General features: G+C 69.1%; 20 protein-coding genes. 17 read left to right on the top strand and 3 right to left on the bottom strand.

The features are described from left to right. The first annotated feature begins 25 nt into the window (after window positions 1–25). Window positions 26–1,825: a proline--tRNA ligase gene (locus OC550_RS04590; RefSeq protein ID WP_262104113.1), complete on the top strand. Its 1,800-nt coding sequence runs from the start codon at window positions 26–28 to the stop codon at window positions 1,823–1,825. Then, window positions 1,822–2,622, top strand: coding sequence for a TSUP family transporter (locus OC550_RS04595; RefSeq protein WP_262104114.1), 801 nt, complete (start codon window positions 1,822–1,824; stop codon window positions 2,620–2,622). Before OC550_RS04590 ends, OC550_RS04595 begins: the two co-directional genes overlap by 4 nt. 64 nt (window positions 2,623–2,686) lie before the next feature. Here the strand turns inward: OC550_RS04595 and OC550_RS04600 are convergent, their stop codons facing one another. Beyond that, a complete protein-coding gene (locus OC550_RS04600; RefSeq protein ID WP_262104115.1) occupies window positions 2,687–3,856 on the bottom strand; it encodes a ferritin-like domain-containing protein in 1,170 nt (389 codons plus the stop codon). A gap of 81 nt (window positions 3,857–3,937) precedes the next feature. On the opposite strand from OC550_RS04600, the gene rimP reads away from it, so the two are divergent. The 13 genes from rimP to OC550_RS04665 all read left to right on the top strand — a co-directional run bounded on the left by rimP (window position 3,938) and on the right by OC550_RS04665 (window position 17,561). Beyond that, the gene (rimP, locus tag OC550_RS04605; RefSeq protein ID WP_262104116.1) at window positions 3,938–4,546 is read left to right on the top strand and encodes a ribosome maturation factor RimP; all 609 of its coding nucleotides are present in this window, start codon (window positions 3,938–3,940) and stop codon (window positions 4,544–4,546) included. Window position 4,547: 1 nt separating this feature from the next. Further along, window positions 4,548–5,522: a transcription termination factor NusA gene (nusA, locus tag OC550_RS04610; RefSeq protein ID WP_262104117.1), complete on the top strand. Its 975-nt coding sequence runs from the start codon at window positions 4,548–4,550 to the stop codon at window positions 5,520–5,522. Between the two features lie 56 nt (window positions 5,523–5,578). Then, window positions 5,579–5,887, top strand: coding sequence for a YlxR family protein (locus tag OC550_RS04615; RefSeq protein WP_262104118.1), 309 nt, complete (start codon window positions 5,579–5,581; stop codon window positions 5,885–5,887). A gap of 161 nt (window positions 5,888–6,048) precedes the next feature. Beyond that, complete coding sequence (gene infB / locus OC550_RS04620) at window positions 6,049–8,919, top strand: translation initiation factor IF-2 (RefSeq protein ID WP_262104119.1); 2,871 nt, start codon at window positions 6,049–6,051, stop codon at window positions 8,917–8,919. An 85-nt stretch (window positions 8,920–9,004) separates the two neighbouring features. Continuing rightward, the gene (gene rbfA / locus OC550_RS04625; protein ID WP_262104120.1) at window positions 9,005–9,481 is read left to right on the top strand and encodes a 30S ribosome-binding factor RbfA; all 477 of its coding nucleotides are present in this window, start codon (window positions 9,005–9,007) and stop codon (window positions 9,479–9,481) included. Between the two features lie 347 nt (window positions 9,482–9,828). After that, entirely contained in the window at window positions 9,829–10,302 is a 474-nt protein-coding gene (locus OC550_RS04630) for a nucleoside deaminase (protein WP_262104121.1), read from the top strand. 80 nt (window positions 10,303–10,382) lie between these two features. Then, complete coding sequence (truB, locus tag OC550_RS04635) at window positions 10,383–11,258, top strand: tRNA pseudouridine(55) synthase TruB (protein ID WP_262106254.1); 876 nt, start codon at window positions 10,383–10,385, stop codon at window positions 11,256–11,258. After that, the gene (locus tag OC550_RS04640) at window positions 11,258–11,635 is read left to right on the top strand and encodes a hypothetical protein (protein ID WP_262104122.1); all 378 of its coding nucleotides are present in this window, start codon (window positions 11,258–11,260) and stop codon (window positions 11,633–11,635) included. Before truB ends, OC550_RS04640 begins: the two co-directional genes overlap by 1 nt. Before the next feature lie 80 nt (window positions 11,636–11,715). Next, a complete protein-coding gene (locus OC550_RS04645; protein ID WP_262106255.1) occupies window positions 11,716–12,120 on the top strand; it encodes a hypothetical protein in 405 nt (134 codons plus the stop codon). Between the two features lie 94 nt (window positions 12,121–12,214). Next, a complete protein-coding gene (locus OC550_RS04650) occupies window positions 12,215–13,195 on the top strand; it encodes a bifunctional riboflavin kinase/FAD synthetase (protein ID WP_262104123.1) in 981 nt (326 codons plus the stop codon). A gap of 150 nt (window positions 13,196–13,345) precedes the next feature. Further along, window positions 13,346–13,615, top strand: coding sequence for a 30S ribosomal protein S15 (gene rpsO, locus OC550_RS04655; protein WP_262104124.1), 270 nt, complete (start codon window positions 13,346–13,348; stop codon window positions 13,613–13,615). A 295-nt stretch (window positions 13,616–13,910) separates the two neighbouring features. After that, a complete protein-coding gene (locus OC550_RS04660) occupies window positions 13,911–16,187 on the top strand; it encodes a polyribonucleotide nucleotidyltransferase (RefSeq protein ID WP_262104125.1) in 2,277 nt (758 codons plus the stop codon). Between the two features lie 66 nt (window positions 16,188–16,253). Further along, window positions 16,254–17,561 carry a pitrilysin family protein gene (locus OC550_RS04665; RefSeq protein ID WP_262104126.1) on the top strand — a complete coding sequence of 436 codons (1,308 nt, stop codon included), beginning with the start codon at window positions 16,254–16,256 and terminating at the stop codon, window positions 17,559–17,561. 114 nt (window positions 17,562–17,675) lie between these two features. Here the strand turns inward: OC550_RS04665 and OC550_RS04670 are convergent, their stop codons facing one another. Both OC550_RS04670 and moaA read right to left on the bottom strand, forming a co-directional pair. Beyond that, the gene (locus OC550_RS04670) at window positions 17,676–17,942 is read right to left on the bottom strand and encodes a MoaD/ThiS family protein (RefSeq protein WP_262104127.1); all 267 of its coding nucleotides are present in this window, start codon (window positions 17,940–17,942) and stop codon (window positions 17,676–17,678) included. Next, window positions 17,943–19,037: a GTP 3',8-cyclase MoaA gene (gene moaA / locus OC550_RS04675; protein WP_262104128.1), complete on the bottom strand. Its 1,095-nt coding sequence runs from the start codon at window positions 19,035–19,037 to the stop codon at window positions 17,943–17,945. A 114-nt stretch (window positions 19,038–19,151) separates the two neighbouring features. On the opposite strand from moaA, the gene OC550_RS04680 reads away from it, so the two are divergent. Together OC550_RS04680 and modA are read left to right on the top strand one after the other, a co-directional pair. Further along, window positions 19,152–19,571, top strand: coding sequence for a molybdopterin-binding protein (locus OC550_RS04680; protein WP_262104129.1), 420 nt, complete (start codon window positions 19,152–19,154; stop codon window positions 19,569–19,571). Between the two features lie 170 nt (window positions 19,572–19,741). Then, window positions 19,742–20,419: a molybdate ABC transporter substrate-binding protein gene (gene modA / locus OC550_RS04685; protein WP_262104130.1), complete on the top strand. Its 678-nt coding sequence runs from the start codon at window positions 19,742–19,744 to the stop codon at window positions 20,417–20,419. The last annotated feature ends 28 nt before the right edge of the window (window positions 20,420–20,447 follow it).

Consider the following 20,447-nt stretch of genomic DNA (forward strand, 5'->3'; position numbering starts at 1 on the left):
CCTGACCCAGAAACGGATTCCAAGCGTGGTCCTGCGACTTTCCACTCTGTTCCTGCGCACTTTGCGCGAAGACCCGGTTGACGCAGAGGTCGCCAGCCACAAGCTGCTGGTCCGCGCCGGCTACATCCGCCGGGCCGCCCCGGGGATCTACTCCTGGCTGCCGCTGGGCCTGAAGGTCCTGGCCAAGGTCGAGGCGATCGTACGCGAGGAGATGAACTCGATCGGCGCGCAGGAGGTCCACTTCCCGGCGCTGCTGCCGCGCGAACCGTACGAGGCGACGAACCGCTGGACCGAGTACGGCGAGGGGCTGTTCCGGCTGAAGGACCGCAAGGACGCGGACTACCTGCTGGCGCCCACGCACGAGGAAATGTTCACGCTGCTGGTCAAGGACCTGTACTCGTCCTACAAGGACCTGCCGGTCTGCCTGTACCAGATCCAGACGAAGTACCGCGACGAGGCCCGCCCGCGGGCCGGCCTGCTGCGCGGCCGCGAGTTCATCATGAAGGACTCGTACTCCTTCGACATCGACGACGCCGGGCTGGACGCGAGCTATGCTGCGCACCGCGCCGCGTACCTGCGGATCTTCGACCGGCTCGGGCTGGAAGTCATCCCGGTCAAGGCGACCGCAGGAGCCATGGGCGGCTCGAAGAGCGAGGAGTTCCTGCATCCGACCGAGGTCGGCGAGGATACGTTCGTGCGCTCGGCCGGCGGCTATGCGGCCAACGTCGAGGCCGTCACCACCGTGGTTCCGCCGGCCATCGACTTCAGCGGAGCGCCCGCGGCCGAGGTGAAGGACACCCCGGACACGCCGACCATCGAAACCCTCGTGGCCGCCGCCAACGACATCGCGCCCCGGGCCGACAGGCCGTGGACCGCCGCTGACACGCTCAAGAACGTGGTGCTGGCCGCCATGCTGCCCACCGGGGAACGTCGGATCCTGGTGATCGGCGTCCCTGGCGACCGCGCGGTTGACCTCAAGCGCGTGGAGGCCAACATCGCGGGCTTCCTGCCGGTTGGCGGCGAAGTGGGCATCGAGCCGGCCACCGAGGACGACCTGAAGAAGCACCCGGGCCTGGTCAAGGGCTACATCGGGCCTGGGGAGAGCCTCGACGCCGCGGTGCTGGGCACCGACGGCAAGACCGGCCTGCTGTTCCTGGTGGATCCGCGCGTGGTCTCCGGCAGCAGCTGGATCACCGGCGCCAACCTCGACGGCAAGCACGTGTTCGGCCTCGTCGCCGGGCGCGACTTCGGCTGGGACGGCGTGATCGAGTCCGTGGAGGTGCGCGCGGGCGACCCCGCCCCGGACGGCTCCGGCCCGCTCGAGGCCGCCCGCGGTATCGAAATGGGACACATCTTCCAGCTCGGCCGGAAGTACGCGGAGGCGCTCGGCCTGCAGGTCCTCGACTCCAACGGCAAGCTCACCACCGTGACCATGGGCTCCTACGGCGTCGGCGTTACCCGTGCCGTGGCCGCGCTGGCCGAGTCCAACCATGACGCCAGGGGGCTGGTCTGGCCGCGGAACGTCGCACCGGCAGACGTTCACCTGGTGGCCACCGGCAAGGGGACCGAAATCTTCGAGGCGGCCGCCGAGCTCGCGGACGAGCTCGAAGCTGCGGGCCTCGACGTTATCTATGACGACCGGCCCAAGGTCTCTCCGGGCGTGAAGTTCGGCGACGCCGAGCTGATCGGCGTGCCGACGATCGTGGTGGTGGGCCGCGGCCTGGCGGACGGCGTGGTGGAAGTGAAGGACCGCGCCACCGGCGAGGCGCAGAACATTCCCCTGGAGGACGCTGTCGCCCACGTGGCGGCGCTGGCCGGAAAGTGATCTCCGGGCTCGAGGAACTCGAGCTCGCGACGATCCTGCTGGTGCTCGCCGCCGGCTTCGCCGCCGGCTGGGTCGATGCCGTGGTCGGCGGCGGCGGGCTGATCCAGCTTCCCGCCCTGCTGCTGGTGCCCGGCATCGCCCCGGTCCAGGCGCTGGCCACCAACAAGATGGGCTCCATCTTCGGCACTACGACCAGCGCCGTGACCTACTACCGCCGGGCCCACCCCGACCTGAAGACGGCGCTGCCGATGGCCGGGGTGGCGCTGGCGGGCAGCTTCGGCGGGGCCATCGTGGCCACGATGCTGCCGGCCGAGGTATTCAAGCCGATCATCATCGTCGCCCTGGTCGTCGTCGCCGTCTTTACGGCGCTCCGCCCCACCGCCGGGACCCTCACGAAGCTGCGCTACAGCGGCGTGCGGCACTTCGGCACCGCTGCAGGGATCGGGCTCGTCATCGGCTTCTACGACGGCCTGATCGGGCCGGGGACCGGCTCATTCCTGATCATCGCCATGGTGGCCATGCTCGGCTACAACTTCCTGGCCGCCAGCGCCAAGGCCAAGATCGTCAACATGGCAACCAACGCCGGCGCCCTGATGTTCTTCCTGCCCAGCGGTGCCCTGCTGTGGGGCCTCGGCCTGCTGCTCGGCGTGGCCAACATGGCCGGCGGCTACGTCGGCGCCAGGATGGCGATCACCAAGGGCAGCCGGTTCATCCGCGTCGTGTTCCTGGTGGTCGTGGCCGCGCTGATCATCAAGCTCGGCTACGACGTGGTGCAGGAGAACGTGCTGGGCCGGTAGCTCCGCCGGCTGGACCGCCCGTTGGCCGCCGCCCGCGCGTTTGCAACCTGCCCGCGCGTCCGGCTCAGCCCTCGCGGCCGTCCTCGTACAGTCCCGGGGTGAGCGGGGGCCGGCCTCCGGTCTCGGCGAGCCGGACAGCCGCCGCCGCAAGGTCGGCGGCCGCCGCACCGCGGAGGGACCGGTTGAAGGCGACGGCATCGGCCAGCGCGGAGGCCGCGTCCCGCTCGGTTGCCGCCAGCGCGTCAAGCGGCTGCGCGGCCGGATCCGCCGGGAACGGGTAGGCGGCCGCGCGCTCCGGCAGCCCGAGGCAGGCCGAGGCGGCGAGATCCTCCCACCTCCCCGCCAGCGCGCGGTGCGCCGCGTAGCGTTCCTCGGCGGCGGCGCGTTCCTTGCCCGAGAGCCTGGGCAGCGCGGCTTCGTAGGTAAAGATCGTGCGGTATTCGGTGACGACGACGCCGGCCACGGCCTGCGCTTCGTTGCCGCCTGGGGTGCCCGGGGAGGTGCTGTCCTCGGGCTGAGGCATCGTGGCGGGGGAGGACGAGGGGGCTCCGCTCGCGGCGGGCGCACATCCCGTCGGGGATGCCTCCGGCGGCGGCGTCCACCGCGCGGGAGGCTCGGTTTGGGGGAAGGCGCCGTGCAGGGCGGTGGCCTGGCTGTAGACGGCGGCGCCGACGGAGGCGAGCAGCCGCGCCAGCCCCGGATCGGCGGCCTGCGAGCCGTCGAGCAGGAGCCGGTACGTGGCCGACAGCGCGTTGAGTGCCTGCTGCGGGCTCGGCTCGGGTTCGCTCGTGGCCGCGCCGGATGCGGCGGCGGAGGGCTCCCCGCCCGCGGGCGGCATGCTCCCTGCGGAAGGGCGCGTCTCGGCTGGACCGTCCTGCGCCGCGGGGGAACCGGACGGCCAGGTAGTGACCAGCGGGAACAGCGCCGCCTGCCGGCGCAGGTCTCCGGCGAGCCGGGCGGCCAGCCGGGACCCGCCGTCGTTATTTTCCCCCTCCGCTCCGGCCAGCGCCTCGAGGCTGCCCGCGGCATCAAGCAGGCTATCCTCCGCGTCCACGCGCAGCTGTTCGGTGGTCTCCAGGGGAGGCGGGCCGTCGTCGATAGGGGTGACGACGGTGCCCAGGCCGATGACCAGGGCACCGGCCAGCAGCAGCAGGAGCGTGCGGCGCAGGAACCGCCCGGACTTCGCGGCGGCGGACGGTGCAGGAGACGGTTCCACAACAGTCGATGATGCCATGCCGCGCCGGGGCGCGCGTCAACGACTGCCCCGGAAAGTCGCTAGGCTAGTAGCTACAACATCATCTAGCGGGAGGCAGCAATGGCGGATCGGCCCGATCGCACCGGCGGGTTCCAGCCGGGGAATCCAACCGGCACCAATGCAGAGGCGGATCGCCTGAAGGAACTCGTAGCGCCGGCCGTGGCCGCCAAGGAGCTCTACCTGGAGGATGTCGAGGTGCGCACCACCGGCACCCAGCGCACCGTGCATGTCATCGTGGACCTGCCCGAGGACCAGCTGGGTGGTGTGGGACTGGACACCATCGCGGAGCTGTCGCAGGTGCTCTCGAAGATCCTGGACGAGGATCCGCACGATGCCGCCGACCCGTACGATCTTGAAGTGTCGTCGCCCGGAGTGAGCCGGCCGCTGACCGAACCGCGGCACTGGCGGCGGAACCTCGGCCGGCTGGTGCGGGCCAAGGTGATTGACGGTGAGGATGTGACCGGGCGCCTGCTGGAGGTCCGGGAAGACGGCGTCACACTCCGCCCGCAGCTGGCGGTCCGGAAGGGGATGAAGCCCAAGGAAGGCGATCCCGTGGAGTTGGCCTTCGGCAACATCCGCAGCGGGAAAGTGGAAATAGAATTCACCCAGCTGAACGAAGAACTGGCCGCAGCTGAGCAGCGCGGCGAACTTGAGAATGAGGAAGACTGACATGGATATCGACATGAGCGCCCTGCGGCTGCTGGAACGCGAACGCGAAATCCCCTTGGATCTGCTCATTCCGACGATCGAGCAGGCGCTGCTGGTGGCGTACCACAAGACGCCCGGCTCCATCGAGAAGGCCCGGGCCGAACTGGACCGGAAGAGCGGGCACGTGACCATCTGGGCCGCCGAGGTCGACGAGGACGGTGAGGTCGTCGGCGAGTTCGACGACACGCCCAACGGCTTCGGCCGCATCGCGGCATCGACCGCCCGGCAGATCATCCTGCAGCGCCTGCGCGATGCCGAGGATGACAACGTGCTCGGTGTCTTCCGCGGCAAGGAAGGCGAGCTTGTCTCGGGCGTCATCCAGCAGGGACACAATCCGAACATGGTGCAGGTTGACCTGGGCACGGTTGAGGCGCTGCTGCCGCCGCCCGAGCAGGTGCCGGGGGAAAGCTATCCGCACGGCGCCCGCCTCAGGGCGTACGTGGTGGACGTCCACCGCGGCCTGAAGGGCCCGTCGATCACGCTGTCCCGCTCGCATCCGGGCCTGGTCCGCAAGCTCTTCGAACTCGAGGTTCCGGAGATCGCGGACCACAGCGTCGAGATCGTCGCGCTGGCGCGCGAGGCCGGGCACCGGACCAAGATCGCCGTCAAGGCGAACATTCCGGGCCTGAACGCCAAGGGCGCCTGCATCGGCGAGATGGGTTCGCGGGTGCGCGCGGTCATGACCGAGCTGCATGACGAGAAGATCGACATCGTGGACTTCAGCGATGACCCGGCGACCTTCATCGGCAACGCGCTGTCGCCGTCGCGCGTCACCTCCGTCACGATCACGGACACGGACGCCCGGTCAGCCCGCGTGGTGGTGCCGGACTACCAGCTTTCCCTGGCCATCGGCAAGGAGGGCCAGAACGCCCGCCTCGCGGCCAAGCTGACAGGCTGGCGGATCGACATCGTCTCGGATGCGGTGGCCGTCCAATAGCATCCCTGCCCGATCTGACCGGCCCGGTTCGTGGCCGGCTTGCCGAAAGCGCTAGAATGATTACGGTCCGGTCTCCCCGGAAGCCTCCGCAGCGTACCTGCATTGGCTGCCGGAAGCAGGATGACCAGCCCGGCCTGCTGCGTTTGGCCATCGCGCCGGACGGCCCTGGTGCCGTCGTCGTCGATCTCCACCGCCGCTTGCCCGGGAGGGGTGCCTGGTTGCACCCGGATTCCGCGTGCATGGCCTTGGCTTTGAAACGGCGTGCCTTTAACCGAGCCTTTAGGGGTAAAGTTGATAGCCGCGCGGTCGAAAGCTACTTCAACGCGCGAACAACCGTCCAACCTGAAAGCGGGTCAGAAAACTGATGGAAACCCGATGAGTGCCAAGCGATGAGTGCCCAACGATGACTTATCTGTTGTGCACTGCTCACGGTCGTTCTCCGCAGCACCCCACGTGCGGTGCGGGAGACCGCAGCAAGAAATAGACGGTTCGTACCTGGCTCGGTGCGGACCGAGACAGGAGAAATGTGGCCAAGGTCCGCGTACACGAGCTCGCGAAAGAGCTCGGTATTACCTCTAAAGATGCAGTTGCCAAACTGCAGGAACTGGGCGAATTCGTCCGGTCCGCTTCGTCGACGATCGAGGCACCCGTAGTCAGGAAGCTTCGCAATGCCTTCCCGGCCGCCGGTGCCAAGGGCGCCGCTGCGCCCGCCGAACGGCCTGCGCCTGCAGGACGTCCGGCTCCCGGGCCCAAGCCCGGTGCCGCCCCGTCGCCGCGTCCGGGCGCTAAGCCCTCGCCGGCTCCGGCCGCGTCCCAGCCGGCCGAACCTGCGGCGCCGACCGCTCCCTCGGCACCTGTCGAACCGCAGGCACCTGCGGCCCAGGCTGCGCCGTCCGCTCCGGCTGCTGCGTCCGCTCCGGCAACCCCGAACGAGGCCCCGGCTGCTCCCAAGCCCGGTTCCGCCGCCCCGCGCCCCGGCGCACCCCGGCCTTCCGGCCCCCGTCCGGGCAACAATCCTTTTGCGACGTCCCAGGGTATGCCCCGGGGCCGTGGCGACCGCGATTCCGATCGTGCGCCGCGTCCGGGCAACAACCCCTTCGCGACGTCCCAGGGCATGCCCCGGGGCGGCCGTGACGGCGCGCCCCGCCCGGCTGCCGGTCAGGGCGGTCCCCGTCCCGCAGCCGGCCAGGGCGGTCCCCGTCCGGGCGCGCCGCGTCCCGGCGCACCCCGTCCCGGAGCGCCCCGTCCGGGCGCACCCCGTCCCGGCGCCCCGCGGCCCGGCGGCGGTCCCGGTGGCGCGCGTCCGACTCCGGGCATGATGCCCAACCGCACCGAGCGTCCTGCACCCGCCGGCCGCTCCGGCGGTCCCGCTCGTCCGGGTGCTCCCGGCCGTCCGGGCGGTGCCCCGGGTGGTGCACCGGCCGGCGGTGGCTTCGGCAAGGGCGGCCGCGGACGCGGCGGCACGCAGGGCGCCTTCGGCAAGGGCGGCGCCGGCCGCGGCAAGCAGCGCAAGTCGAAGCGCGCGAAGCGCCAGGAACTGGAGCAGATGAGCGCACCGTCGCTGGGCGGCGTGAGCGTTCCCCGCGGCGATGGCAACACGGTTGTCCGCCTTCGCCGTGGCTCCTCCATCACGGACTTCGCCGACAAGATCGAGGCGAACCCGGCCGCACTGGTGACCGTGCTGTTCCATCTCGGTGAGATGGCCACGGCCACCCAGTCGCTGGACGAGGCGACCTTCGAGGTCCTCGGCGCGGAACTGGGCTACAAGATCCAGGTTGTTTCCCCCGAGGACGAAGAGCGCGAGCTGCTCGATTCGTTCGACATCGACCTTGAGGCCGAACTCGAGGCGGAGGGCGACGCGGACCTGGAGAAGCGTCCGGCTGTTGTGACCGTCATGGGCCACGTGGACCACGGTAAGACCCGCCTGCTCGACGCCATCCGGCACTCGAACGTTGTCGAGGGCGAGCACGGCGGCATCACACAGCACATCGGTGCCTACCAGATCGGTTTCGACCACGACGGCCGGCAGCGCCGGATCACCTTCATCGATACCCCGGGCCACGAGGCGTTCACCGCCATGCGTGCCCGTGGTGCGAAGGTCACCGACATCGCCATCCTGGTGGTCGCCGCGGACGACGGCGTCATGCCGCAGACCGTGGAGGCGCTGAACCACGCGCAGGCCGCCGGCGTGCCCATCGTGGTGGCCGTGAACAAGATCGATAAGGAAGGCGCGAACCCGGACAAGATCCGCGGGCAGCTGACCGAGTACGGCCTGGTACCCGAGGAGTACGGCGGCGACACCATGTTCGTCGACGTCTCCGCACGCCAGAACCTCAACATCGATGACCTGCTCTCGGCCGTCCTGCTGACCGCTGACGCGGCGCTGGACCTGCGGGCCAACCCCAACAAGGACGCTCGCGGCATCGCCATCGAAGCGAACCTGGACAAGGGCCGCGGCGCGGTCGCTACCGTGCTGGTCCAGTCCGGCACGCTGCGGGTTGGCGACACGATCGTGGCCGGCATTGCACACGGCCGCGTGCGGGCCATGTTCGACGAGAACGGCGACCAGGTCGAGGCGGCTTCTCCGTCGCGTCCGGTGCAGGTCCTGGGCCTGTCCACGGTGCCGCGCGCGGGCGACACCTTCCTGGTGACCGACGACGAGCGCACCGCCCGCCAGATCGCCGAGAAGCGCGAAGCTGCGGACCGCAACGCCGCGCTGGCCAAGCGCCGCAAGCGCATCAGCCTCGAGGACTTCGACAAGGCCGTGGCTGAGGGCAAGGTTGACACCCTCAACCTCATCCTCAAGGGCGACGTGTCCGGTGCCGTCGAAGCGCTGGAGGATTCGCTGCTCAAGATCGATGTCGGCGAAGATGTGCAGCTGCGCGTCATCCACCGCGGTGTCGGTGCGATCACGCAGAACGACGTCAACCTGGCGACCGTGGACAACGCGATCATCATCGGCTTCAACGTCAAGCCGGCCGAGCGCGTGGCCGAACTGGCCGACCGTGAAGGCGTCGACATGCGCTTCTACTCGGTCATCTACGCCGCGATCGATGACATCGAACTGGCGCTGAAGGGCATGCTGAAGCCGGAGTACGAGGAAGCGCAGCTCGGCACCGCCGAGATCCGCGAGATCTTCCGTTCCTCCAAGTTCGGCAACATCGCCGGCTCGATTGTCCGCTCGGGCACGATCCGCCGTAACTCCAAGGCGCGCGTCTCCCGCGACGGCAACGTCATCGGTGAGAACCTCACCGTCGAGTCGCTCAAGCGGTTCAAGGACGACGCGACCGAGGTCCGCGAGGGCTTCGAGTGCGGCATCGGCCTGGGGTCGTTCAACGACCTCAAGGAAGGCGACATCATCGAGACCTACGAGATGCGCGAGAAGCCGCGCGTCTAGTCAGTTCTCCCGGGCGGGCGCCTGGACCGGCCGCACAGCCGGCCAGGCGTCCGCCCCTTAACCACCCGACATGAGGAGGGGACCCATGGCTGATCCAGCCCGCGCAGCCAAGCTGGCTGACCGGATCAAGGTCGTCGTAGCACAGGCGCTGGACCGCAGGGTGAAGGATCCGCGGCTCGGCTTCGTCACCATCACCGACGCCCGCGTCACCAACGACCTGCAGCACGCCACGCTGTACTACACCGTCTTCGGTGACGAGGCGCAGCAGAGCGACACCCGCAAGGCCCTCGAGTCGGCCAAGGGCATCCTCCGCTCGGAGGTCGGCAAGAACATCACGGCCCGGCTGACGCCGACCCTGGAGTTCGTGCCGGACGAGATCCCGGTCAACGCCAGCAACCTGGAGGAACTCCTGCGGACGGCCAAGGCCCGGGATGCGGAAGTGGCCGCCCTCGCCGAGGGCGCGACCTTCGCCGGGGACTCCGATCCCTACCGCAAGGATGAAGAGGACGACGACGAGGAAGACTTCGCGGCGGATCCCGACGAGCGCGACGGTACCCGCTGATCCAATCCCGCTGACCTGATCCCGGGGCCGGCTCAGCGCCTGCCCGCCGGGGGAGACACCGGAACTGCCCGGACCGTGGCGAAGAGCGTGTTATGCGCGATCTCCACGGCTCCGGGCTTCTTCGCAGCTGGATGCTCTGCTCTCGACGTCCCGGAACCCGTACGTCACGTCTTCGTCCGGATTGTGCCGCTTCTCGAAAGGCTGCAGGCGGCACGCTGGTGCTAAAGGCCCAGGCCCACAGCCAGCGGCAGCGTGGAAACTGCACAAGCTGGTGCAGTAGGGTCAAGCTATCCGCGCAGCGGCAGCTGTCAGCGACCGAAGCATTAGCCCCGAACCAAGGTGGTGCCATGGACTACAAGATCGCCGAATACCTGACCCAGGCGGTGGAACTGGCGGTCAGGAACGTCGACGCCCAGGGCGGTCCCTTCGGCGCCATCGTCGTCGCTGCGGATGGCCGGGTCTTCGAAGGCACCAACCGGGTCACCGCCAGCAACGACCCCACCGCCCATGCAGAGGTCGTCGCCATCCGGCGCGCCTGCCAAGAGCTCGGGACGTTCAACCTGGACGGCGCCTCGCTGTACAGCAGCTGCGAGCCGTGCCCGCTCTGCCTTTCCGCCGCGCTCTGGTCCAGGCTGGACCGGGTGTATTTCGCCGCCGACCGCCATGACGCCGCACGGGCGGGTTTCGACGACGCCGCCTTCTACGACTACATCATGGGGCGGGGCCAGGAATCGCTGATGCCCGTCTCCCAGATCACGGTGCCGACCTCCCAGGAACCCTTCCGAAGCTGGGAACAACTGGACGCTAAGACCGAATACTGAGACGCCGCCGTCGTTCGCAGCATCCTGGCACCCATATACTGGAAGGCGTGAATTCCGGGCCGCTCCGTTCAGGACTGATAATCGTGGACAAGCCGCAGGGGTGGACCAGTCATGATGTGGTCGGCCGCATGCGGCGCCTGGCGGGTACCCGGAAAGTGGGCCACGCCGGCACGCTGGACCCCATGGCCACCGGCGTCCTGGTCGTCGGAATCAACCGGGCGACGCGGCTCCTGACCTACATCGTGGGCACCAGGAAGACCTATACGGCGACCATCCGGCTGGGCCAGTCGACCGTGACCGACGACGCCGAGGGCGACGTCACGAACGAGACCATCGCCGCGGCCGTCACCGAGGACGCGATCCGCGCCGCCGTCGCCAACCTGACCGGTGACATCGAGCAGGTCCCCAGCAGCGTCTCCGCGATCAAGGTCAACGGCCAGCGCTCCTATGCGAGGGTGCGGGCCGGCGCCGAAGTGAACCTACCCGCCCGGCCGGTCACGGTCCACCGCTTCGACATCCATGACATCCGGCGCGAACGGGGCGGCAAGCTTCTCGACATCGATGCCACCGTGGAATGTTCGTCCGGCACCTACATCCGGGCGCTGGCCAGGGACCTCGGCGACGCCTTGGGGGTCGGGGGACACCTGACGGCCCTCCGGCGGACCCAGGTTGGTCCCTACGGGATCGACTCAGCCGCGACGCTCGAGGAGCTGGCCAAGGAGCTGCAGTTGCTGGAACTGGACGACGCGGCCCGCGCGCTCTTTCCTGCCCGGGAGCTGGAACCGGCCGAGGCCGCTGACCTCTCGCACGGGCGCCGCATCTCCGCCAGCACCGAGGCGGGTCCGGTCGCGGCGTTCGCGCCCGATGGACAGCTCGTGGCGCTGCTGGACAACAAGGGTTCCGATGCGAAGCCGCTGCTGGTGTTCGCACCGGGCAACGACGAGGCCGGGCGTTAGTGGTCGTCGACGGATTCTTCATCACGGGCGTGGTGATCTGCCTGGTTTCGGCGCTGATCTGCATCGTCGCCGCGGTCATCCGGCAGCCACCGAACGACATCACGATTCTGGCCGTGGCCGCCGTCGAACTTTTCCTGCTCGTCTACGGGGTGGCCGCGATCTTCCGGCAGCTCGGGGGAGAACCGGTTGCCGGGGAGGCCTGGGAGTTCTGGGGCTACTGGATCACGGCCCTCCTGGTCCCGGTCGCCGCGTTCTGGTGGTCCATGCTGGAACGCAGCCGCTGGAGCAACCTGGTCTTGGGCGCCGTCGGACTCACCATCGCCGTGATGCTGGTCCGCATGGAGCAGATCTGGGACATAGCCGGAACGGCACTATGAAAGCGAAGTTAGGAACCATGAGCTCAACCAGTCCGGCCGGACGGAAATCCAACCAGGGGCAGGCTGACCGCGCCGCCGGCATGGAGCAGCGCGCCAGCGGCCCGGGGCGGCTGATCATCGCCGTGTACGGGATCTTCGCCGTCTCCGCGACGGCGCGGGCGGCCTACCAGATCGCCACCAAGTTCTCCGAGGCTCCCGTGGCGTACCTGCTGTCCGCGTTCGCCGCGGCCGTCTACATCCTCGCCGCCGTCGCCCTGGCCAAGAAGGGCCTGCGCTGGTACTGGATTTCGGTGGCCGCCATCAGCGTGGAGCTGCTGGGGGTGCTCGTGGTCGGCCTGCTCAGCGTGTTCGACGCCGCGCTGCTGCCCGACGACACGGTCTGGTCCGGCTTCGGCAAGGGCTACGGCTACGTGCCGCTGCTGCTGCCGCTGCTGGGACTATGGTGGCTGTGGAGGCACCGGCCGGGCAGTACCGAAATGCGGTAACGGCGCCGCCGTCTGCATAATGGATGAGGTCTTCCCGCCCGCGTCAGCGCGGGCCGGCAGCCGCCGCCGAAGCCGAACTACGCGAGGAGAAACTGTGCACTACTGGAAAGACCTGGCCGAAGTACCGTCCGGCTTTGGTCCCTCAGTGGTAACTTTGGGCAACTTCGACGGCGTTCACCGCGGCCACCAGCAGGTGCTCACCACCCTGGTGGAGACCGCCGCGCGGCACAGCGCCAGCGCGGTCGCCATCTCCTTCGACCCGCATCCGGCCCAGGTCCACCGTCCGGAGTCCGCCCCGCCGCAGATCATGGGCCTGGCTGACCGCGTCGCCGCGCTGGAAGAAACCGGCATCGACGGCCTGCTGATGATGACCTACACGCTGGAGCTGGCCGCCGACACCCCGGAAGAGTTCGTCCGCAAGGTGTTCGTGGAGACCCTGGGCGTGTGCGCCGTCGTCATCGGCCACGACGTCCGCTTCGGCAAGGACAACTCGGGGGACCTGGTCACCATGCAGGAACTCGGCGAGCAGTTCGGCTTCGCCGTGGACGTCATCGAGGAGTACGGCTCGGACCAGCCGGACGCCCCGGACGTGCTGAACGGTGACCGGCGCTGCTCCTCGTCCTGGGTTCGGGAGGCGCTGATCGCGGGCGACGTCGCCACGGCCGCCCAGATCCTCGGTCGGCTTCACCGGGTGCGCGGCGAAGTCGTGCACGGGGATGCCCGCGGGCGCGAACTGGGGTTCCCCACTGCCAACCTCTCCAAGGACGCGAGCGGCCTGGTGCCGGCCGACGGCGTGTACGCCGGGTGGCTGATCGACCAGACCGGGACGCGGTGGCCGGCGGCGATTTCCGTCGGCTCCAATCCGACCTTCGTCGGCGCCAGCCGCCGGGTCGAGGCCCACGTCATCGACCGGCCTGCGGAGCCCACCGCGGACTTCGACCTTTACGGCCAGCAGGTCGTGGTGGAATTCGTGCAGCACCTGCGGGGGATGGTGGCGTACACCGGGGCGGAGGCGCTGGTGACCCAGATGCAGCTTGACGTGGCCCAGTGCCGGGCCCTGCTTTCGACAGAGTAAGTCCGGGCCGGTAGACTTGAGGGCGAATCCGGCTGCGGTCCGTGGCGGCTGGATTTATCCGTGCCTGCCGGCCAGTCCGTCGCAGGGTTGCGGAGCCCCCGGCAGCGAAGTGCTGATTCGGGCCTCACGGCACAACTTCTAGGAGTTACTGTGGCATTGGACGCCGCTATCAAGCAGGAAATCATCAAGGAATACGCCACCCACGAGGGCGACACGGGTTCTCCCGAGGTACAGATCGCTGTTCTGTCCCGCCGCATCTCGGACCTGACGGAACACCTGAAGATGCACAAGCATGACCACCACACCCGCCGCGGCCTGATGGCCCTGGTCGGTCGCCGCCGGCGCATGCTTGGCTACCTGCATGACACCGACATCGCCCGCTACCGTACGCTGATTGAGCGTCTCGGCCTGCGCCGCTAGTCTGACAACGAAGGCGGCTCCCTCGGAACTGCTGAGCGCACCTGGGGGAGCCGCCTTTTGTTTGCACCACCACAATTACATCAACAGGAGTTGACCGGCATCGTCAGCATTCGCGGTCCTCGGTAGTGACCTCCGGGAGGCAGCTGCACCGCAGCGCCGCCCCGGGCGTCTCGATCGAAGACCGGGTGTTGATCCGGCCCAACGGCCGCAACCAGGCGCCGACCACAGTGGCCGGCAGGCAAGCCTGGCGGCGGTGCCGGTTTCCTCCGCCACCACAGAAACGGAGGTGGCTCTCTTGGAGGGTCCCGAAATCCAGTTCTCCGAAGCCGTCATCGACAACGGCCGCTTCGGCCAGCGCGTCGTCCGGTTTGAAACCGGCCGCCTTGCGCAGCAGGCCGCCGGCTCCGCGATGGTCTACATCGACGAAGACACCGCCCTGCTGTCGGCGACGACCGCCGGCAAGTCCCCGCGCGAAGGCTTCGACTTCTTCCCGCTGACCGTGGACGTCGAGGAGCGCATGTACGCTGCCGGCCGCATCCCCGGCTCCTTCTTCCGCCGCGAAGGGCGCCCGTCCACGGAAGCCATCCTGGCCTGCCGCCTGATGGACCGCCCGCTGCGCCCGGCCTTCGTCAAGGGCCTGCGCAACGAGGTGCAGATCGTCGTGACGGTACTGTCGATCAACCCGGACGTGCTCTACGACGTCGTTGCCATCAACGCTTCGTCCATGTCCACCCAGCTGAGCGGCCTGCCCTTCTCCGGCCCGATCGGCGGCGTCCGCGTTGCCCTGGTCGAGGACCAGTGGGTCGCCTTCCCGAAGCACTCTGAGCTGGAACGCGCTGTCTTCAGCATGGTCGTGGCCGGACGTGTGGTCTCCGACGCCAATGGCGACGACGTCGCCATCATGATGGTCGAGGCCGAAGCCACCGACAACGCCTGGAACCTGATCAAGGACGAGGGCGCCACCGCGCCGACCGAAGAGGTCGTGGCAGAGGGCCTGGAGGCTGCCAAGCCGTTCATCCGCGCCCTGTGCGAGGCTCAGTCGGACCTCGCGGCCCGCGCCGCCAAGCCGACGGTCGAGTTCCCGGTCTTCAAGGACTACGAAGAGGACGCTTACGCCGCCGTCGAGTCCGCTGCTGCCAGCAAGCTGACGGAGATCTTCTCCATCGCCGACAAGCAGGCCCGCAACGACGCCGCCGACGAATTCAAGGCCGAGGTCCTGGCGCAGCTTGCCGGCTCCGAGGACTCCGCTTTCGCCGGCCGCGAGCGTGAGATCAGCGCCGCGTTCAACTCCGTCACCAAGCAGGTAGTCCGCCAGCGCATCCTGAAGGACCAGGTCCGCATCGACGGCCGCGGCCTGACGGACATCCGCAAGCTGACCGCCGAGGTCGAGGTGCTCCCGCGGGTGCACGGTTCCGCTATCTTCGAGCGCGGCGAGACCCAGATCATGGGCGTGACCACGCTGAACATGCTCAAGATGGAGCAGCAGATTGACTCGCTGTCGCCGGTCACGCACAAGCGCTACCTGCACCACTACAACTTCCCGCCGTTCTCCACGGGCGAGACCGGCCGCGTGGGTTCGCCCAAGCGCCGCGAAATCGGCCACGGCGCCCTCGCCGAGCGCGCCCTGGTTCCGGTGCTGCCCTCCCGCGAGGAGTTCCCGTACGCCATCCGCCAGGTCTCCGAGGCGCTGAGCTCCAACGGCTCCACCTCGATGGGCTCGGTCTGTGCCTCGACGCTGTCGATGCTCAACGCCGGCGTGCCGCTGAAGGCTCCGGTTGCCGGTATCGCCATGGGCCTGGTTTCCGACCAGGTCGACGGCGAGACCCGCTACGCCGCGCTGACGGACATCCTGGGTGCCGAAGACGCGTACGGCGACATGGACTTCAAGGTCGCCGGTACGTCCGAGTTCGTGACCGCCATCCAGCTCGACACCAAGCTGGACGGCATCCCCGCCTCGGTCCTCGCGGCGGCGCTGAAGCAGGCCCGCGAAGCGCGGCTGCACATCCTCGGCGTGATCAACGCGGCGATCGATACCCCGGATGAGCTCTCCGAGTTCGCTCCGCGGATCATTTCGGTGAAGATCCCGGTGGACAAGATCGGCGAGGTCATCGGCCCCAAGGGCAAGATGATCAACCAGATCCAGGAAGACACCGGCGCCGACATCTCCATCGAGGACGACGGCACCGTGCTGATCGGCGCGACGGACGGCTCCTCGGCCGAGGCCGCCCGTGCAGCGGTCAACGCCATCGCCAACCCGCAGATCCCCGAGGTCGGCGAGCGTTACCTGGGCACGGTCGTGAAGACGACCACCTTCGGCGCCTTCGTCTCCCTGACCCCGGGTAAGGACGGCCTGCTGCACATCTCCGAGCTGCGCAAGCTCGCCGGCGGCAAGCGCGTTGACAACGTCGACGACGTCGTCTCCGTGGGCCAGAAGGTCCAGGTCGAGATCACCAAGATCGACGACCGCGGCAAGCTCTCCCTGTCCCCGGTCGTGGCCGAGGAATCCGCCGAGGCCGGCCAGGCCGAAGCGCCGGGCAACACCGAGGAACCTGCGGAAGGCTCCGACGACTAAATGCCTGAAGCATTTGACCGGGAACTCCCCGCTGCAGAGCAAGGCTCGGCGGCGGGGAGTTCCGCTATGCCCATGGAAATCCGCCTAAGCAGCCAGGACACCGCCATCGTCCGCCGTTCCGTGCTGCCCGGCGGCGTCCGCGTCCTGACCGAAGCCATGCCCGGGTTGCGCTCGGCCACCCTGGGTTTCTGGGTAGGCGTCGGATCCAGGGACGAGGCCGAAGGCCACTTCGGGTCCACGCACTTCCTCGAGCACCTGCTGTTCAAGGGAACCCGGAACCGCACCGCGCTGGACATCGCCTCGGCCTTCGACGAGGTCGGCGGGGAATCCAACGCGGCCACGGCGAAGGAAAACACCTGCTATTACGCGAGGGTGCTGGACACGGACCTGCCCATGGCCATCGACGTCATCGCCGACATGGTGACGTCAGCGGTCCTCGACAAGGACGAGCTCGAGCAGGAACGGCACGTCATTCTCGAGGAAATCGCCATGGACAATGACGATCCCTCCGACGTCTGCCACGAGAAGTTCGTGGAGGCGGTGCTGGCCGGACACGAGCTCGGCCGGCCGATCGGCGGCAGCCCGGAGGCCATCATGGCCGTGCCGCGGCAGGCCGTCTGGGAGCACTACGAGCGCTATTACCGGCCGGACGAACTGGTCGTCACGGCTGCCGGCGGCCTGGACCACGACGAGGTGTGCGCCCTGGTCCTGCAGGCCCTGGAGAGTGCCGGCTGGGCCCTGGAGCCCGGTGCGGAACCCGTCGAGCGGCGTCCCACCGAACCGGCCCCGATCAACTCGATCCCCGGCATCCACGTCCACCGGCGGCCGGTCGAGCAAGTGAACATCGTGATGGGCTGCCAGTCCATCGTCGCGACGGACCCGCAGAGGTTCGTCATGAGCGTGCTCAATGCCGTCCTCGGCGGCGGAATGTCATCCCGGCTGTTCCAGGAGATCCGGGAGAAGCGCGGACTCGTCTACGCCACCTACTCCTTCGCCGGCGCCTACGCGGACGCCGGGTACTTCGGAATGTATGCGGGTTGCTCGCCGTCCAAGACCAAGCAGGTCATCGGGCTGCTCGGGGCCGAGCTGGACAAGCTCGCGGCCACGGGCATCACCGACGAGGAGCTGCGCAAGGCCGTGGGGCAGCTCTCCGGCGGAATCGTCCTGGCCCTCGAGGACAGCGGATCGCGGATGTCGCGGCTCGGCCGGGCGGAACTCGTGACCGGCGAGTTCCTCGATGCGGACGAAACGCTGGCACGCATCCAGGCCGTCACCGCCGCCGAGGTCCAGGCCCTGGCCGCGGAACTCGCCGCGGCGCCCCGGACCATCACTGTGGTCGGGCCCTTCGACAGCCCGGCCGACTTCGGGCTCTGAGGACCTTCCGGCGCTGAAGGCCGTTGCCACCTGCGGAAGCGGGAGGCAACGGCCTTTTTTGGTCAGGATAGGGCGGCGGTTCCGCAGGTGGAGGGCCGGCCGTTCCGGTACGGCCTACCCGCCGGCGAAGGGCGGGAGGATGTCGATCGTGTCGGCATCGATGAGCTTCATCGCCCGGTCACGGGCGGCCAGTTCGTTGACGAGGAAGCTGCTGCGGTTGATGACCGTGGCCAGTTCCGGTGCGCCCGGCGCCGCCGGTACGGCATGGCGCTCTGCCAGCAGCCGCAGGAGCTCTCCGAGAGTGCTGCCGTTCGGCAGGTCGAGGGTCTCCTCGCCGATGCCGGCCGCGGCCTGGGCGGCGCCGAAATACCTGATGATCATTTAGCCGCCTATCGCGCTCATGCTGCGGTCGGGTTGGACGTAGTCGGCGCTGTCCAGGCCCGTATGGTCCATGCCATGCGCCCGCGGTTTGGCCCACATGGCCGCGCGCCAGCGGTCGGCGACGGCCTCGTCGCCCGCGCCGCTGCGGAGCAGGTCCCGCAGGTCCGTCTCCTCGTGCGAGAAGAGGCAGGAGCGGACCTTGCCCTCGGCCGTGATCCTGGTGCGCCGGCAGTCCGCGCAGAACGGTTCCGTCACCGAGGCGATGATGCCGACCGTACCGATGAGCTCCTCCGGCGAGTTCCGCCGTCGTACTTCCCAGCGTTCCGCCGGCGCGCCGTCGCGCCGCCGGGGGTCAGGGCACAGGACGAAACCGTGCTCGAGGAGCCCGCGGATCTCTGCGGCGGTGATCATGTCCTGCCGGGTCCAACCGTGGTCCGCGTCCAGGGGCATCTGTTCGATGAAGCGCAGTTCGTAGCCGCGGGTCACGGCCCAGTCCAGCAGCCCAGGCGCCTCCTGGTCGTTGATGCCGCGCATCAGGACGGCGTTGATCTTGATCGGCCCCAGCCCGGCGTCGCGGGCCGCGTCGATGCCCTTGAGCACGCGGTCCAGGAACGGGCGGCGCGTCAGCCGGGCGAAGGTTTCGGGGTGCAGCGAGTCCATCGAAACGTTGATGCGCGTCAGCCCGGCGGCCTTGAGTTCGCGCGCCTTCTTGTCCAGGCCGAGGCCGTTGGTGGTCAGCGAGACCGGCAGGTCCGGATGGTTGGCGCGGACTGCCGCAATGATGTCCGCAAGGCCCGCCCGGACCAGGGGTTCGCCGCCGGTGAGCCGCAGTTCGCGCACGCCGAGGTGTTCGACGCCGATGTGCACCAGGCGGACGATCTCGCTGTCGGCGAGGACCTGCTCCTTGGGTAGCCAGTCGAGTCCCTCGGCGGGCATGCAGTACGTACAGCGCAGGTTGCACTTGTCCGTCAGCGAGATCCGCAGGTCTGTTGCGCGGCGCCCGAACCTGTCGACCAGGTCGGGCCCGGTACCGGGCGGGCGCGCCGGTTCAGGGGAACTCCCTGGGACCCGGGGCATACCCAACTCAACGCTCATATATCGAGGGTACGTCAGGCGCGGCGCCGTTGCAGGGGACGACGGCGGAACTTCCGTCGGCTGCGGCAGCGTCGCCTCTGTTGCTGGCGCATCTGCGGTTCTAAGATGGCTTCTGTGACGCAAATACGAGTTTCCGACGCAGCGCGCTTTCTGGGCGTCAGCGATGACACGGTCCGGCGCTGGATCGACGGAGGGGCCCTGTCCGGGGCGCGCGACGCCTCCGGCCGGACGGTGGTGGAGGGGACGGAACTGGCGGCCTTGGCCAAGAAGCAGGCAGAACTGCCCCCGGACACCGCCGCGGCGGGGAGTTCGGCACGGAACCGCTTCGTCGGGCTGGTCACGTCGGTTGTCATGGACAAGGTCATGGCACAGGTGGAGCTGCAGTGCGGCCCGCATCGGGTGGTGTCCCTGATGAGCGCGGAGGCGGTGCGGGAGCTCGGGCTGGAACCCGGATCGGTCGCCACCGCCGTCATCAAGGCGACGAACGTGATCGTGCAGACGCCGTCCGCCCCGGCGCAGAGGCAGCGGGCGTGAGGGCGCCGAGCCCGGGCGGGCGGTCCGGCGGGACGGGCGGCTCGGGGCGGGCGGCCTACGGACGGTCCCTCCGTACGGCGGTGCTGGCGTCCGCGGCCGCGGGCACCTGCTGCTGTCCGGCTGCGCGGACACATCGAACCGGACCGGGGCCCGGAAACCGCCGACGGCAAGTGCTGACGGTCTACGCCGCCGCGTCGCTTGCCGAGCCGTTCACCGAACTCGCCCGGTCCTTCGAGGCGGCTGAACCAGGCTCGTCCGTCCGGTTGAATTTCGCCGGTTCCTCGGAGCTGGCGACGCAGATCCTCGAGGGGGCTCCGGCCGACGTCTTCGCGGCGGCGGACACGGCCACGATGAAGCGCGTGGACGGCGCGGGGGAGCTCGACGGCGGTCCCCGGGACTTCGCGTCGAACGTTCCGGCCCTGGTGGTGCCGGCGGGCAACCCGGCCGGGATCACCGGGCTCGCGGATCTTGAGGACGACGGCGTCGCCGTGGTCGTGTGCGCCGAGCAGGTACCGTGCGGGGCGGCCGGGCGGCGGCTGGCCGCGGCCAACTCGGTCACCCTGCGGCCGGTCAGCGAGGAGAGTTCGGTGACAGCGGTGCTGGCGAAAGTCCGTGCCGGCGAGGCCGATGCCGGCCTGGTGTACCGCACGGACGCCGTGCGGGCGGGCGGCGAGGTCGAGTCGATCCCGGTCGAGCATGCGGACCGGGCCGCCGTGACCTATCCGATCGGGGTGACCAGGTCCGCCGGTGCGTCGGAGCGCTCCGCATTGGCGGAGGACTTCGTGGAGTACGTGGCGGGCGCGAAGGGCCAAGACGTCCTGGCACAGGCCGGGTTCGGGAAGCCATGACCCGCGAACTCGCCGAGGAACAGCGGAC

The organism is Arthrobacter sp. Marseille-P9274 (assembly GCF_946892675.1).
Lineage (GTDB): Bacteria > Actinomycetota > Actinomycetes > Actinomycetales > Micrococcaceae > Crystallibacter.